Origin of the sequence: Burkholderia sp. 4NA327C6 (assembly GCF_005502655.1) — a bacterium.
GTDB lineage: Bacteria > Pseudomonadota > Gammaproteobacteria > Burkholderiales > Burkholderiaceae > Burkholderia > Burkholderia contaminans.
The window spans coordinates 132,275-148,561 of sequence record NZ_SCNZ01000019.1; the positions used below are offsets into that span (position 1 = coordinate 132,275).

The 16,287-nt window shown below is 66.1% G+C and carries 11 protein-coding genes; 3 read left to right on the top strand and 8 right to left on the bottom strand.

What is annotated here, in order from left to right; genetic code table 11:
* Window positions 1-18: 18 nt before the first annotated feature.
* Entirely contained in the window at window positions 19-681 is a 663-nt protein-coding gene (locus FFS49_RS20655) for an ankyrin repeat domain-containing protein (protein WP_105818466.1), read from the top strand.
* Window positions 682-706: 25 nt separating this feature from the next.
* On the opposite strand, the gene shc is transcribed toward FFS49_RS20655, so the two are convergent.
* The gene (gene shc / locus FFS49_RS20660; protein ID WP_105818467.1) at window positions 707-2,761 is read right to left on the bottom strand and encodes a squalene--hopene cyclase; all 2,055 of its coding nucleotides are present in this window, start codon (window positions 2,759-2,761) and stop codon (window positions 707-709) included.
* Window positions 2,762-2,813: 52 nt separating this feature from the next.
* Between shc and FFS49_RS20665 the strand changes: the two genes are divergently transcribed.
* Window positions 2,814-3,515 carry a TetR/AcrR family transcriptional regulator gene (locus FFS49_RS20665; RefSeq protein WP_105818468.1) on the top strand — a complete coding sequence of 234 codons (702 nt, stop codon included), beginning with the start codon at window positions 2,814-2,816 and terminating at the stop codon, window positions 3,513-3,515.
* A 52-nt stretch (window positions 3,516-3,567) separates the two neighbouring features.
* Here the strand turns inward: FFS49_RS20665 and FFS49_RS20670 are convergent, their stop codons facing one another.
* Window positions 3,568-5,316 carry a cholesterol oxidase substrate-binding domain-containing protein gene (locus FFS49_RS20670; RefSeq protein ID WP_105818469.1) on the bottom strand — a complete coding sequence of 583 codons (1,749 nt, stop codon included), beginning with the start codon at window positions 5,314-5,316 and terminating at the stop codon, window positions 3,568-3,570.
* Window positions 5,317-5,598: 282 nt separating this feature from the next.
* Window positions 5,599-6,600, bottom strand: coding sequence for a hypothetical protein (locus FFS49_RS20675; protein WP_137910109.1), 1,002 nt, complete (start codon window positions 6,598-6,600; stop codon window positions 5,599-5,601).
* Between the two features lie 19 nt (window positions 6,601-6,619).
* On the opposite strand from FFS49_RS20675, the gene FFS49_RS20680 reads away from it, so the two are divergent.
* Window positions 6,620-7,441 (top strand): helix-turn-helix transcriptional regulator, encoded by an 822-nt coding sequence (locus tag FFS49_RS20680; RefSeq protein ID WP_039355071.1) that lies wholly within the window; start codon window positions 6,620-6,622, stop codon window positions 7,439-7,441.
* Between the two features lie 70 nt (window positions 7,442-7,511).
* On the opposite strand, the gene FFS49_RS20685 is transcribed toward FFS49_RS20680, so the two are convergent.
* The 5 genes from FFS49_RS20685 to FFS49_RS20705 all read right to left on the bottom strand — a co-directional run.
* The gene (locus tag FFS49_RS20685; protein WP_224755627.1) at window positions 7,512-8,609 is read right to left on the bottom strand and encodes a LuxR C-terminal-related transcriptional regulator; all 1,098 of its coding nucleotides are present in this window, start codon (window positions 8,607-8,609) and stop codon (window positions 7,512-7,514) included.
* The gene (locus FFS49_RS20690; RefSeq protein WP_105818471.1) at window positions 8,606-10,309 is read right to left on the bottom strand and encodes a cyclic peptide export ABC transporter; all 1,704 of its coding nucleotides are present in this window, start codon (window positions 10,307-10,309) and stop codon (window positions 8,606-8,608) included. The genes FFS49_RS20685 and FFS49_RS20690 overlap by 4 nt, the downstream gene beginning before the upstream one ends.
* 16 nt (window positions 10,310-10,325) lie before the next feature.
* A complete protein-coding gene (locus FFS49_RS20695; RefSeq protein ID WP_105818472.1) occupies window positions 10,326-10,808 on the bottom strand; it encodes a hypothetical protein in 483 nt (160 codons plus the stop codon).
* Between the two features lie 53 nt (window positions 10,809-10,861).
* Window positions 10,862-11,518, bottom strand: coding sequence for a glycosyltransferase family 25 protein (locus FFS49_RS20700; protein WP_105818473.1), 657 nt, complete (start codon window positions 11,516-11,518; stop codon window positions 10,862-10,864).
* Window positions 11,515-16,287 (bottom strand): condensation domain-containing protein (locus FFS49_RS20705; RefSeq protein WP_171026800.1); only part of this gene is annotated, 4,773 nt, incomplete at its 5' end. The genes FFS49_RS20700 and FFS49_RS20705, both read right to left, overlap by 4 nt.

A 16,287-nucleotide genomic window follows, 5' to 3' on the forward strand; every position in this document is an offset into this window, starting at 1 on the left:
AGACGAAAGGAGAAGCGATTGAGCATCGCATGGGATGGAATCACGGGCGCCGACGTGCTCGACGACGCGCAGGTCGCGAGCCGGCACGCGTTGGCCGACGCGGCGCGCAAGGGCGACTGGGCGACGATGCTCGACTGCATTGCAAAAGAGTACAAGCTCGTCAACGCGACTCGGCTCGGCGGGACGTCGCTTCATACCCCGCTGCACCAGGCCGCCTACGGCGGCGCGCCGCAAGCGGTCGTCGTCGAACTGTTGCAGCGCGGCGCGTGGCGCATGTTGCGCGATGCACACGGCGCGCGCCCGGTCGATATCGCCGCGCAGCGCGGGCATCGGCACCTGATCGATCTGCTGACGCCGCAGCCGCGACGCGTCGTGCCCGACGAAACGCTGCGCGACATCCAGCGCCACTTCCACGAGATGATTCTCGGCCGCATCGCGCATCTGCGCGCCGACGCGCTGCGCCTGCCCGAACTCGAACCGCTGCTTGAACTCGACGCGCAAGCCGAACGCGTGTGGTTCGGGGTGCCGGGCATGTACGGCGGATTCGGCTATGCGCTGCGCACCGACGGCGCCGCGGCCGTGCTCGTGTCCGAAAGCTGGAGCCGCGTGGTCGGCGGCTCGGGCCAGCGGCACGAGATCACGGCGCACGGCTGCACGCTGGTCGAAGAGGGCTTCGTGTGACGGCCTCGCGCCGTCACGTTACCGCTCAGGCGATAACCGAGTCCGCTGCCTTGACGGCCGTCGCACCGTGCGCGGCCGACGCCCGCGCTGCCGCCGCACCCGCCAGCCGCCGATAGCGCGCGAGCGCCCATAGCGGGAAGTACGCGGTATAGCCGTGATACTTCAGGTAGAAGATGCGCGGAAAGCCCGGCGCATTGTGCGAGCGGTGCCACCAGAAGCCGTCTTCCTGCTGGACCGACTGCAGATACGCGATGCCGCGCTTCACCGAATCGGATTCGCAGTCGCCGAACGCCATCTGCGCGAGCAGCGCCCACGCGGTGAAGTTCGACGTGCTCTCGCCGCCATTGGTGCCGCCCAGCTTCGGGTCGATGTAGCTGTCGTTCGTCTCGCCCCAGCCGCCGTCCGCGTGCTGCCGTGAGCGCAGCCATTCGATCGCGCGTGCGATATAAGGCTGCGACTTGTCCTCGCCGGCGAGCGCGAGGCCGGCCAGCACGCTCCACGTACCGTAGATGTAGTTCGTGCCCCAGCGGCCCCACCAGCTGCCGTCGGGCTGCTGCGTACGCTTCACGTAGTCGATGCAGCGCGCGACCGATGCGCGTTCTTCCGCGCGTTTCGTCACGCCGAAGCACAGCAGCACGCGACCCGACACGTCCTCGGTCGGCGGATCGAGCAGCGCGCCGTGGTCGGCGAACGGAATCGCGTTCAGGTACATGCGGTCGCAGTCGGCGTCGAATGCCGCGAAGCCGCCGTTGCGCGATTGCAGCCCGCGCATCCAGTCGAGCGCGCGCGCGACGCGCGGCGCATACGGGTTCGTGCCGTCCGCGTTCGCATGCGTGCGGCCGCGGCGATCGAGCATCGCGGTGACGACCGCCGTGTCGTCGATGTCGGGGTAGTACGGGTTCGCGTACTGGAACGCCCATCCGCCCGGCTGGACATCGGCCGGCGCGTTCTCGATCCAGTCGCCGCGCAGGTCGTTCACCTGGCGTTCGGCCAGCCAGTCGTAAGCGCGTGCGATGCGTTCGTCGAGTGCGCGCCGTGCGTCGCCCGGCTCGCCGTCTTCCGCCGCCGCCACGCCACGCGCCTGCTCGAGAGCCATCGTGCTCCACGCGGTGTCCCACACCGGCGACAGGCACGGCTGGCAATACATGCTGCCGTCCGGCCGCGTGACCAGCAGCTTCTCCAGCGCATTGTCGCAATCCCGCCGCAGCGGGTGATCGTCCGGATAGCCGAGCACCTGCATCATCTGGTTGGCGTACACGATCGGCGGGAAGATGCCGCCGAGCCCGTCCTCGCCGTTCATGCGCTCCGCGCACCACGCCTCGGCATGGCGGATCGCGCGCTGCCGCAGGCCCTTCGGCATCAGCGGCTCGACATGGCGCACCGTGCGGTCGAGCGCGAGGAACAGCCTGCGCATGCCGCGCGCGGGCGGGAAGTACCGGCGCTCCTCGTCCGGCGGCGTGACGAACAGCTCGCGGATCGAAATGTTGCGCGGATTGCGCGCGCGCGCCTTCAGCGAGCACAGCACGAGCAGCGGCACCATCGTCGTGCGCGCCCAGTACGCGACCTTGTACATCGAGATCGGCACCCACTTCGGGAACAGCACGAATTCGATCGGCATGAACGGCGTCGCGCGCCACGGCACCTGGCCGAACGTCGCGAGCAGGATCCGCGTGAACACGTTCGCGCGGGCCGCGCCGCCGAGCTTCAGGATCGCGTCGCGCGCGCGGACCATGTGCGGCGCATGTTCGCTGTCGCCGGCCGCCTTCAGCGCGAAGTACGCCTTCACGCTGCACGACACGTCCGGATCGCCGTCGACGTACAACGCCCAGCCGCCATGCGTGTCGAGCCGCTGGTTCGCGCGCAGGTAGCGCGCCATCTTCTCCTGGCGGATGTCGTCGATCTTGTCCATGAAATGCATCATCAGGATGTATTCCGCGGTGATCGTCGCGTCGGATTCGAGTTCGAAACACCAGCTGCCGTCGGGCTGCTGGAGACGCACGAGGGCGTCGCGTCCACGGGCGATCGCGGTGTCGAGCGCGGACCAGGGGGAGGGGGTGGCTGTAGTCATGCGGCGGATCATACCATCCGGCCGGAATGTTTATATCGAGACGCCGGGTGCTACCATCGGCACCATGAAAAAACACCTCGACCCCGCGCCGCTCGGTGCGCCCGCGCTCGTCGAACCGGCTGGAACGGCCGGTGCGCAGGCGCCTGAAGCATCATCGGCGCCGGCCGTCCCCACCGCCGGCGTGCGTCGGAAAAAAGCGCCGGATCAGGTGCGTGCGCAGTTGCTGGCGGCTGCATCGGAAATCGCGACACATCACGGCGTGGCCGCGCTGACCCTCGATGCTGTGGCCGAGCGGGCCGGCGTGACGAAAGGCGCGCTGCAATATCACTTCGCGAACAAGCAGGGGTTGCTGGATGCGCTGTTCGGTCAGGCGACCGAGCGGTTCACCGCGCAGATGGCCGCGCGGGTGGCGGCGGACGGCGACGGCGCCGGCGCGGTGGCGCGGGCCTACATGCATGCGGTGCTCGACGAGTCGCACGCGGTCGCGAGTACCGATGTGCTGCGCGTGCTGGTCGCGTCGATGATTACCGACCAGGACACGCGCGCGCGCTGGTCGGTGCCGATGCGGGAATGGACGCGGCCTGATCCCGTGCCGCTCGAGCAGGCCGCGACGCTGATGATCTGCCGGCTCGCCGCCGACGGGCTGTGGATTTCGAAACTGCTCGACAGCCTCGAGATATCCGCCGAATTGCGCGCGGAGATCGGCCGGCAGCTCGATGCGATGAGCCACGGCGTGTTTCCGAAGGGGCGCGACGGCGCCGCGTGATGCGTGCGTCGTGGCGCCTGGCCGCCGTGGCGGACGGCTTGCGCCGGGATCGCTACGGCATCAGCCGGTCGAGCAGCGGCGACCGGAAGATCCGGTGCGGATCGTAGCGCTCGAGCGTCGCGCGCGCCGTATCCCAGCTGCTCGACGGCGGCTGGCCCTCACGATGCAGGTTCGGAATCGTGGTGGTGAGCATCGTGTCGTCCTGCCAGGCGGCCGTGTCGGTATAGGCCCAGCCCTTCGACCATTCCGGGCGCACCGTCGCATACGAGCCGGTGTAGTTCGCGAGCATCCATTGCTCGATCTCGCGATAGAAGCGATCGGCGGCCGGCGTGCCCGGCAACGTCAGGATGTCGAACCATACGGCGGTATCCCATTCCGGCCGGTCGGGGCGCGGCTTGAGCGCGGACAAGGCGGGTACGGCCGCGCCCGGGCCGGCATCGGCCGGCTTGTCGAGACCGGTGACGCGGATCTCGACGGGACCGTTCATCGGATACTCGCCGCGCGCCTTGTACGTGTCGACGCGGTTCTGATAGAACTGCACGAATTCGCTGATCACGCGCTGCACGTCGGCGCGCCGCGCCAGTACCGCGTAGCCGTTCGCGGTGACGCGCAGCGTCGTTGGCCGAATGTACTGCAGCACGGTGCGCGACCAGCCCCAGATGTCCCCGCTGAGCGTGAGTGCGAGACCGGCCGTCGTGATGGCCAGCTGCGTCTGGCCGAACAGCGGTGTCAATGCGCCTTCGCCGCCGATCACGATCCGCTTGACGAGATCCGAGATGGACTGCGAGATCGAATCGGAGAACGGATAGTTGTACGGCTGCGTGACGGCGCGCGACAGGAACGGCTTGCTGGGCGTCGGCGTCCAGACCTTGAGCCACGGCTTGGTCGTGAACGGGAACCAGATGGCTTCCACCCGGCCCGAGCTGTCGAGAAACGACGCGATCGTGCGGCCTGTCGCGCCGGCCGCGGCGAACAGTTCGGATGCCGGAATATCGACGTAGCTCTGGCAGCGTAGCCGCTGGTTCGGGCCTGCCGTCAGCGTGACCTCGACGACGAGCGCCCGCCCGATGTGCGCGAGAAACGCGCCGATCTCGGGATCGGTGCGCTCGAACCGGCGCAGCACGTATTGCTGCCGGGCCGGATCGAACACGACCGCCGTGAGCGCGACCACGAGATTGCTCAGCGAGCCGTAGGTATGGCCCGGCTGCAAGGTTTCACCGGCCGCCGGCACGGCGGTGCCGTGTGCATCGATCGCGAGCGCGCCGCCGAGCGTGATGTCGCCCGGTGCCGGCGCGGCAATCACGCCGAGGCCGTACTGCTCGAGCGTTGCGAGCAGCGACTCCAGCGAGACGCCCGTTTGGGCGGTGACGCGCGCCGGACGCGCCGACGTGTCGACGGAGACGGCCGTCAGCGACTTCGTCGTATCGAGCAGCACGAGGTTCGCGGCGCCGGCGCCCGGGTCCAGCGTCAGCGGCGACCAGTTGTGCGTGTAGCCGCGCGGGCGTATCCGGTAGCCGTTTGCGCGCGCCCAGTTGACGGTTGCGACGACGTCGTCGGCGGAGCGCGGCGCGGCGGTCCATACGTCCTGCACGGCGATCTCGCCGCTCCAGTTCAGGAACGCCTGCTTGTAAAGCGGGATGTCGGCCGGGAAGCCGGGCGGTGTGTCGCCGGGTGTCCGCGCGTGCGCCGCAACCTGGTAGAGCGGTGTCCAGCCGGTGACGATGCCGGCCGCCGCGAGCTTCGCCATGTCGGCCAGGAAGGCGCGACGCGGCGCAGGTTCGTCTCTGAAGTCGTGACTCATGGTGTGCTCCAATTTTTCGGAATTGTTTTGCAGATTGGAAAGACGACAAATGACGCGTTGAGACTCGTGTGGCAATTCGAGCAGGTGCGACGCGCGGGAAGCGTTGCGCGTGGGTGGGCCAGAATTGAAAAAGACGGTGCGTTCGGCAATGCGCGGCCGCACATCACCACGGACGTCTAATAGGAAATCGGAAAACCGCCTGGCGATTGCTTCAATTGGCCGTCGGCCTGTTCTGTCGGCAAGCAGATAGGGAGATTCGACGGAATCGCGTGTGGCGAAGCGCTAGCCGAGACGATCGATAAAAAATGATTTCACGTGAATATTAATCTTCATGTTTCGATTTTTAAAATAAACCCGGCCGCAGTTCAAGGTTGATTGACGATACGTAGTATATTTCGGTCGGAAGCGTAGCAATTTATCTATCGGGTGACAAGCGGCGGAGTTGATGAATTTCGCGTCATTTAATATGGAAATTTTATGACGGGAAATGGCTTCGTCCTTTGTGGGTATTTTGCAACGCGGGTGCCGGCGCCGCGCCGCCGTGGGCTTGGAGCGCAAATTATGCTTTGCCGCCGCGTATATAGAATCGATTGTTGAGTGAATCGAAATGACGCCCGGAAGACAATACCTGAAACCGGGTCGATGGGCGGGGGTATGGTGAAATCCGGTAATTATTCTCTCGAATAAGGCGCCCGGATGAAAATTCGTGGTATGCGTCGCCTGGGTGATTATTACAAAAGTTCGTGGTAAACGGATGTCGATTTTTCCTTGTATCCGTAATAATGCCAATGAACGGCTCGCGAATTGATTGATTTCCAGTTTATGAATGATGTTTTTTAAAAAATAGATGTCGGGTTGACTGCAAATGTCTTGAATCGTCGCTATCATACGCGGCTGGGATATACGTGGATCAAATTCAATGGAAAGAATCGTTTCGCTTTTTGATCGAGATTTTTCGTTGAATTCGCCGGGAACGCGCCCGCGTCGAGCCGGCGCCGGGTTTTCCGATTCAGGTTTTCGGCACGTCCGGCGGCGGCGCGTTTTCATCCGGCAACGCGAATCGGCCGAAATGAACGTTTCAGCCTTTTGCGGCTTCGCGAGTCGCTCGCATCGGGCTGAACAGGGAGCGGCGCGCCGTCGTCTCGCATGAGCCGGACGCATCGGCGCGCGCTGGCGGCGGCGCGTTGCCCGCCTGAGAAGGCGCGCGACGCAGCGCGACCCGACGCGCGCCGCGCAAGCCGTGCCGGTTCGCCGGCGCTTGCGTTGCGTCAGGTCCTCAAGCACGCACAACAAGGAGAGTCAGATGTTCGCGAAGCTCGGGAAGGTGATTTCGAGCGCAGGCAGTGAGCGGTTCGCATCCGACATGCATGCATTGCTGGTCGAGTCGATTCCGCTCGCGATCACCCGGATGACTGAATGGACGCTCGACGAGCCGGCGGGCGAAGTCGTCCGCGTGCAATCGCTCGGCGCGGCCGGCGCGCCGGGCGATGACGGGCGCGGCGCGCCGGCCGCGCACGGCGAGCGGGAACCGGCAGCGCATCCGCCGTTGAACCGGATCCTGGCGGCCTGCGACCGGCAGCTCATTCACATCAATCCGCTGATGCGGCGCGGCAATGGCGGCGAAGTCGCGCCGCCGCGCGGGCCGGGCGGCGGATTTCAGTGCCATCTCGTGTCGGGCAAGGCGAATCGCCGCTACGTGATCTCGCTGCATCGCACGGCATCGCATCGCGACTTCTCGTTGCAGGAGATGTCGTTCCTGAAGAACTTCGCCGATACGCTGCTGCCGCTCGTCGAGTGGCATGCGTCGACGTGCCGGCACGGCGAGCGTGAAGGCGCGACGGCACCCGGTGCGACGGCAGGCATGCCTGGCGTCGAGGCGCTGCGCCACGAGTTCGAATCGCGACTCGCGCGCGCGAGGGTCGTGCTGTCCGCGCGTGAAAACGAAGTGTGCCTCGGCCTGCTCGCGGGCAAGATGCTGCGCGAAATGGCCGGCGAGCTCGGTGTGAAGGAGAGCACGATCGAGACGTACATCAAGCGCGCCGCGGTGAAGCTCGGCATCAGCGGCCGGCACGGGCTCACGAAATGGATGATCGACGATTCCGTTCCGTGCGCGTCGGCGGCGTGACACCGTCACGCCATCACGCCGCGGACGCGCGACGCACGCCGCCGGGCATGCGCGTTCGGGCCGCGGGCCCTCAGGTTCCGATGCGCGGCGCCACGTAGTCGCGCCGCACGCTTCTCATCTCGCCCCCGCCAGCTTCCGTCGCGGCCCCGGCCGTCTCGTCGAGCATCCAGCGCGTCAGCCCATGACGCCCGCTGAAGCCCAGCTTGACGGCCGCCCGCTTCAGGTAGGTTTCGACGGTGCTTTCGCGCAGCGCGAAGCGCATGGCGATGGCGGGCACCGTGTCACCGGCCAGCAGTGCGGTGCATGCCTCGATCTCGCGCGTCGACAGCTTGACGCCGGCTTGCTGCAGGCGATCGGCGAACCGCCGCGCCACGCGCTCCCGGCCCGATTGCGTCGCCGGCGGCGCGGCGGCTGTCACGCGGGCGGACGGCGGAGCCGAATCGAGCGCCGCGACATGGCTCTCGACGATCGGAAACAGCACGTGCGAGAGTTCCTTGAGGAAGGTCCGCTCCTGCGGCGAGAAATCGTCGAACGTACAGGTGCGATACAACGAGATCACATAACAGTGGCCCCGCTTGCGGGTCACGAGGTGGAATTGCGCGTAACGCGGCGACACGATCGCCGCCTGCATGAGGATGAAGCGGTCGAGCTGCGCGTGGATCGGGCCGTGGCCGGCGAGCGTGTCGTCGACGTGCAGGGGGCTCGCGCCCGCGCGCGGCGGCATCTGCGGCCCGCAACGGACAGCGGCCGCGCCGGCCTTCGCGAGCGCCGCGCCGACCGCGCCGAGGCTGCGCACCTCGGGATGGCCGTCAGGCGCGTCGTCGACCGCCAGCTCCGAAATGCGGATCTCGTCGACGGGGACCGCCGCGGCGATCAGGTTGTACATCATCCGGGGAAAACGTCGGCTCCCGCTGCTCGAGATCGCTTCGCCGACGTGTGCGAACAATCTGCTGAACTCCATGAAGGGATTCCTGATGAGACGTTGAAGCTGCGCTTGTGCGCATGAATGCCGACATGATTTAAACACCCGGATGCGAACGCGTCTGTAACGGATTGCCGGGACAGACGCTACATCGCCGGCCGTCGAAGCCGGTACGGCGCACGGCGACCGTTCCGCGCGTCTGCGACAGACGGTGCGCACCTTCTCTGCATCCGGATCGCTGCTCATCCGGCAGCCTCGGCCCGCACGGCACACAAGGCCGTATCGGAGAAGATGCGGCCGCTATCCAGGCGAATGACCCGATCCGCCAGCTTGAAGTACTGATCGTCGTGGGTGATGATGACGACGCATTTCCCGCGGGATTTCAGATCGGGAACCAGCACTTCATAGAAGAATCGCTTGAACACCGGATCCTGATCGGCGGCCCATTCGTCCAGGATATAAATCGGACGATCCTCGATGTACGCGCAAAGCAACGCCAGGCGCTTGCGTTGCCCTGTCGACAACGCGCGGGTGGTCGAGTAGGTCCGGCCGGAAATCTCGATCTTGTCCGCCAGTTTCAGAGTGTCGAGGTATTTCCGGGCAAGCTCGATGCTTTCATTGCCCCGATCCGGTCCGATGATGCGATTGAACAAATGGAAATCGGTGAAGACGGCGGAAAACAGGTTTCGGTACCGTTCCCTGGCAGCGTCGTCAACGACTTTCCCGTCGAGGGAAATCGTGCCGCCGGTAGGCGCATAGAGGCCGCTGAGGACCTTGCCCAACGTGCTCTTGCCGCTGCCGTTTCCGCCGATCACGTAGACGAGTTCTCCGGCATGAATCGTCATGTCGATGGGGCCGAGCACGAAGTCGACCGACGCTTCGTTGTCACGGTAGTTCATCGTCACGTCTTTCAACTCGATGACCTTCCATGACTTGGCCGACAGGGATTCCACGTTGCCGGCAGCGCGCGGTTCCTCGTGCGAAGCCTGCGTGTCGTCGATCAGAAAGCCGAATTCCGCCAGCCGGGCGAGCGCTGTCTTGCCTTCGGCCACCACCGGCAGAATATTGATCAGCATGGTCAAGGGCCCCATCATGTAGAGCACGGCCAGGATGCTCGCCGTGAGGACGGAGGGATCCACGACGCCCAGCGAAGGTACGCCGAACAGCAGGCATCCGAGCAGGACCGCTACCGTGATCTGGCCGATGCTGTCGCCGCTCATGAACCAGAAACGTTCGATGTAATTGAATCCCGCCACGCGCTTCGATGACAATTCGATCGCGGCGCGGGTAAACCAGCGTCGCCGGGCCCGGTTGAGCTTGAGCTCCTTGATGCCGAACACGAGGCCATGTGTGTATTCGTTGAACTGGACGAATTCATCGCGAACCCGCTCCGTGAAATTGACCGCCTTTCGATAGAAAAACAGATAAAGCACCAGGCCGACGAGGGTCAGGATGATCGTCGACGCGAACACGATCCACGAGAGATAGGCGAGATAGGCGATGCTGCAGATCAGGACGACTGATTGAACGATGATCGTCGGGATGGTCAGCAGGGTCTGGCTCAGCTGCGGAATATCCTGTGTCAGCATGGTCAGCACGTTGGGGGCGCCGCGTCTGTCGATTTCATCCAGTGGGGTCGCCAGGATCCTTTTGCACAGGTTGACGCGCAATCGCGTCATGACTTTCATGCAGGCATAGGAGGGCATCACGGCAGCGCAGCTCCTGCAGACCACCGCGATGACATTCACCGCGATGAACAGCAGCAACAGCGTCCGTCGATCAGACTGGTCGTGCAGCACGGTGCTGATCAACCCGACGCCCACGATCGACGCGATGCCGCTGACGAGGCCCGTCACGACCGTGCCCAGCGTCAGCCAGGGATGACTGCGCCACATCAGGGTGGCGGCGGAATGCCATGGCGGCGATTTGCTTTGAGCGGAATCCATGAGTGGCCAATAGGTCTCAGTTGATCAGGTGGCTGAGTTCGACATTGCTTGCCGCTGATCTCAACCTCGACGAGGTTTCTGGCTTGCCCAGGAACGTGATGCTTTCCACGATTCCCAGCGGCGAATCGGAAAACAGGATGCAGCACTTCAGCAGGCGCTGCGCACGCTCCCAGCCGACGCCGTCCGGTGAATCGGCCACGCTTCGCAACGCGGCCTCGACCGAGGCGGCCGTCCAGTTTTCGCTCCGTGCCAGCCCCGACTCGGTCTGCCGGAGAAATTGCAGGAGCGTGCGGGGATTGCTTTCGATGCTGTACATGAGGATGTAATCGATCCGCAGTTTCTTCGTGATCAGCGGAAAGATCAGGTCGATCACGCCGGCGGTCGATTCGCATTTCCCGTAAGCCAGTGAAATCGCGTCGCCGAGCTTGCAGTCCCGGTGAAGCGCATCCAGCGCGGCCTGCACGAACGCCGCTTCGAGGTCAACGGTGGTGAGTTGCATGATGTTCAATGGCCTGTCGAGTGATGGATCGCGGCGAGCACGGGCGGCAGGTGTTACCAGCCGTCCGGAATGGGCATGGAATAGGTCAGCGGCTTCTCCGGCATCACTTCGTCCATGATGTCGGAGTAGCCGGACTCCTGTCCGACCAGGTTCGGCTCGAAGCAGTAGCAATTGAACGTCTGCTGCAGGACGAGGTTGTTGCGGTCGTTGATCGCCGGCGGGTTTTCGTTGATCGCGATGAAGGCGTCGTAAAGCGAGGCCCTGACGACGTACGCGTGCGCGGTGAGCGTCTCCACGGCCTTGACGATGTTCGGCGCGACGGGAATCGGCGGCGTGAAGTGATACGCGCCCAGGAACAGCATGTGCCAGTCGTCCGGCACTTGCGCGATGAACTCGGGAAAGCGCGCGGCGAAATCGGCGTCGAAGAACGCGTCGTCCTCGAAGATCAGGACTTCGCTCGCACAGGCGGCCTTCGCCTGTTTCACCGCGGCGAGATGGCTCATCGTGCAGCCGTAGTCCTGCGCACGCATATGGCTCAACGATTCCGGCACGCTCACCAGCCTTGCATCGACGGCAGGCAGCCGTTCCACCGTGAGGATGTTCTGCTCTGCGAATTTTCGTTGCATCGCTTCCCAGCGGTCGGGGCGCCGGTCCAGGTTGATGCAGACCTTGCGGGCAAAGGTATTGTCGATCGTCGGCGTTGATTTCATGAGGGCGTTTTTTCCAGAAACGAATTGACATGGGCGGCGAGGACACCGGCATGCGGATCGAGCAGCATGGTCAGGTGGTCGCCTGGGACGTCCGTTACCGCGACGGGGTGCGCCGAGAAGCGGGACCATCCCCAGGTCGCGTCCAGGCGAAGCTGCGCGATCTCGGGCGACGGCGCGTAGTCGCCGGGATCGCGCTCGGTGCTGCGGAACAACGCGATCGGCACGGGCAGCCGGGTGGCTTGCGGCGCGTAGTGCGACTTGAAGTTGGCCTGATAGACGCGCAGGTAGGCGCGCAGGCGGTCGGACCCGGCGTCCGCGAACCAGCTGCCGCGGTCGCCGATCCGTTCGAGGATCAGGCCGGCCTGGGCGTCGGGATCGAGATGGACGAGGTCTGCTCGCGTCACCTGGAGGTCGGTCCCGAGGAAGGTGCCGATTTCGTGGGCGATCGCGACCAGCCATTCGGTGTCGTCCCAGTCCTGCCAGTAAGTGGCGGCCGAGCTGTCGATGGGCGCGGACGCGTCGAAGATCGCCAGCAGTTTTACGTCGGCGCCCTTGGCGACCAGTTGCCGGCTCATTTCGAGCGCCACGTGCGCGCCGAACGAGTGGCCCGCGAGGTAGTACGGACCCGCGCCCACCAGCGGCCAGATGCGTTCGATATGACGGGCCGCGATGTCTTCCACGCGGGTGAGCGGCTCGCACGCGCCGTCGAGGCCGAGCGCTTCCAGCCCGTGAATCGCGTGAGCCCCGCTCAGGTGGTTCGCGAGCGGGTGGAAGTAGACCACGTTCCCGCCGGCGCCCGGCAGCAGGAAGAGCGGCGCGGCGGGGCCGCCGTCGCGAATCGGCACGAGTCCGCCGGCGGGCGCGGACGGCTCTTTCGCGGCCAGCGCCGCCGCCAGTTTCTCGATCGTCGGATTCTCGAAGAGACAGGAAATCGGCAGCCGGCGATCGAACGCCTTCTCGACATGGGCCATCAGCTGGATCGCGATGATCGAGTGGCCGCCCAGGTCGAAATAGTTGTCGCTGACCGCAATGTCGTCTCTTTTGAAGATCCGCCGCCAGATCTCCAGCAACGTGCTTTCGTCCGCCGTATGGGCGACGGCGCGTGCCGCCGTGGCCGCACCGGCAGCGGCTTCGATTGCCGGTCCGGCCGCACCGCGCGGCGCGCTCGGCTGGCCGTCGGCGGCCGGCGGAGCGGCGAGCTGGCCGGTCAGCTGGCCCGGGTTCTCGGCGAATCGCTCGAGCAACGTGCGGAGGGTATCGAGCATCTGCCGCACGACCTCCGGCGCGATGCGGTGGGCATCGTGCGAAATATGGAAGCCGATGCGCTCGTTCGGGTGCACGGTCAGGGTCAGCGGGTAGTTCGATTCCGCGAACGCGCGGGTGTCGAGGATCTCGATGTCGTCCGGCCCGAGATCGGGCGCGGCGGCAACCGGGAAGTTCTCGAAGACCAGCAGGCTGTCGAACAGACTGTCGCCGGCGGGCAGTTCGCTCCACGACTGGATATCGACCAGCGAGCTGTACGAATGCGGCTCCATCGCCGTCTGGGCTGCGTGGACCTCTGCCAGCCATTCGATGAACGGGCGCTCGGGCGCGATCCGCAGGCGCAGCGGCAGCGTATTGATGAACAGCCCCACGATCGACTCGACGCCGTCGAGCATCGGCGGGCGACCGGACACGGTGACGCCGAAGACGACGTCGTCCGTTCCGGCGTGGCGCCGCAGCACCAATGCCCAGACCGCGCGGATCAGCACGTTGAGGGTGACGCGATGCGTGCGCGTGAGCGTTTGCAGCCGCGCGGCCAGCGCCTCGTCGAGCAGGAATTGCTGGGTCCGGCGCTTGTCCTGCCGCGCGGCGTCGCCGGTCGCCTGCCGGGCCGGACTGGCCGCGATCGGCGTGGCGGCCCGGAAGCCGGCCAGCTCGGCGCGCCACCAGGTTTCGTCGGCCGAGCGAGGATGACGCGCGAGCCAGTCGATGTACGCGCGGTATCCCGGCGCCGACGCCGCGACCGCGGGCATGCCGGTGCGGGCGAGCGACAGGTAGTCGTCGAACACCTCTTTCATCACGGTCGCGGTGCTCCAGCCGTCGAGGATGATGTGATGCGCGCTCCAGCAGAAGCGATGGCGGGTGTCCGTTTCCTGGATCAGCGTGCAGCGGAACAACGGCGCGCGCTGCAGATCGAAGCCGCGCTTCCGGTCGTCGGCGAGGAACGCATCGAAATCCTGCGCGCGGCGGGACGCATCGCGGTGCCGCCAGTCAAGGAACGTCCATGGCAGGTCGACCGTGTGCTGCACGGTCTGGACGGGATGGTCGCGATCGGCCCACGCGAACGCGGTGCGCAGCACGGCATGGCGCGCGAGCGCATGGGCCCACGCCTGCCGGAGCGCCGGCACCTGGAGCGGGCCGCTGACGACAAAGCTGAACTGCTGGAAATAGGCGGCAGGATCGAGGTCGTACAGCGAATGGAACAGGATGCCCTGCTGCAGCGACGAGAGCGGGTAGCTGTCCTCGATATCGTTCGCTGCGGTGTCGGGGACCGACGCCGCGAAGTCGAGCAACCGGTCCCTGAAGTGCGCGGCCAGGTTCTCGACCGTCTGCCGCCGGTGGAGCCGCTCGCCGTAGCGCCAGTCCACCTGGAGCTTGCCGTCGGCAACGGCCGCAACGATCTCGAAGGCGTGCGTGCGCTGCGACCGCCCGGCGCGCAGCGAACCGAGGTCTTCGGCCGCCGGGCGCCAGCCATCGGATTGCCGCAATACGGTATCGAGCTGCCCGTGATAGTTGAAGAGAATATCGGCCTTCGGCAACGCGGCGAGACTGTCGCGCACGGCGGCGTCGGGGCTCTGGTAGCGGAGCAGCGAATAACCGAGACCGTCGGCCGGAATCCGGCGCAGCTGCTGCCGCGCGGCACGCAGCGCTTGCTCCGGCGCGTGCATCGCGTCGGCGTCGAGCACGACGGGGTAGATGGACGTGAACCAGCCCACCGTCCGGGTGAGGTCGAGCGGCGCATCCGACACGTGGCGGCCGTGACTCTCGAGATCGATCCGCGTGCGGGTGTTGCCCGTGACCATGCTGCAGGCTTGTGCGAGCGCGACGAGCAGGACGTCGTTGATGCGGGTGTCGTAGGCCCGCGGCAGCCGGCGCAGCAACGCGGTGGTATCGGCTTCGTCCAGCTCGAATGAAACGGACGACGCGTCGTCGACCGCGTTGTTGGCCGCGCCCGTGCCCGGATAGTCCACCGGCATCGGCTCGACGGGCTGCGCGAGGAGGGCTTGCCACAGCCGCGCTTCGTCGCCGATCGCGGGCGACCGGGCCAGTTGCTGCAGATGCAACGCCCATTCGCGGAACGAAGTCGTCTTCCCGGGCAGCGGCTGGCCGTGGTAGGCGGCATGCAGGTCCTCGAGGAGCACGCGCCATGACACGCCGTCCACCGCGAGGTGATGGATCGACACGAACAGGCGGGCGAGCGGTTCATCGGCCAGGCAGAAGAGCCGGGCCGCCAGCAACGGGCCATGCGTGATGTCGATGCCGCGCTCCGCGTCAGCGGCGGCGGCACGCATCGCCGCCAGGCGCTCGCCGGCGTCGCCGGCGATCACCTGCTTCTCGAAGAGCGCCGGCATCTCGCCGCCGGCGACGACCTGCTGGGTCCAGCGGCCCGCATCGCGCGAGAAACGCAGTCGCAACGCGTCGTGATGGTCGTAGACCTGCTGGAACGCGTCGGCCAGCCTCGACGCGTCGATATCCGCCGGCACCTGGATCAGGACCGTCTGGTTGTAGTGCGACGGCGCATCGATTTCCTGTTCGAAGAACCAGTGCTGCACCGGCGTGAGCGGCGCATCGCCCAGCGGGCTCAAGGTCGGCGCGCAGGTTGCCCGCTCCTCGGGCGCGGCGGCCAGCTGCGCGATCGTCTGATACTGGAACAGCTGCTTCGCCGTCACGCGCAGCCCTGCCTGATTGGCGCGCGCGATCACCTGGATGCTCAGGATCGAGTCGCCGCCGAGTTCGAAGAAATTGTCGTGAATGCCGACGGAAGGCAGCTGCAGCACGTCTTGCCAGATCGACGCCAGCAGGATTTCCCGCGGCGTGACGGCAGGCGCGTGCGGCTGGGCCGCGTCGCCCCGATCCGCCGGAAGCGGCAGCGCCTTGCGGTTGATCTTGCCGTTGGGCAGCATCGGCAAGGATTCAAGGGCGACGAACTGCGACGGCACCATGTAGTCGGCGAGCTTGCCGCCCAGATAGCCGCGCAGACCGGCGATGTCCGGCGCGGCGGTCGCGACATAGGCGATCAGGAACGTTCGGGCTCCTTCGGTTTTCGCGATCACGACGCAGTCGTCGACCGACGGATGCGCGCGCAGCGCCGCCTCGATTTCACCGGGTTCGATGCGCAGGCCGCGCAGCTTGATCTGGTGATCGATGCGGCCGAGGAACTCGATGTTGCCGTCGTGCCGGTAGCGTGCGAGGTCGCCGGTGCGGTAGAGGCGCGCGAGCGGGTCGGCCGAGAACGGATCGGCGATGAACTTCTCGGCGCTCAGTTCGGGTTCGCCGTGGTAGCCACGCCCGACCGGGGTGCCGCCGATCAGCAATTCGCCGGCCACGCCGATCGGCGTGGGCTGCATCTGCGCGTCGACGATATAGAGGCGGGTGTTGGCGATGGGCCGGCCGATCGGCACGATGCGGTGCGGATCGTCGCGCCGGCATTCCCACGCGGTCACGTCGACGGCGGCCTCGGTGGGGCCGTAGAGGTTGTAGAGCTCGACGTCCAGGCGCTCGAGGCA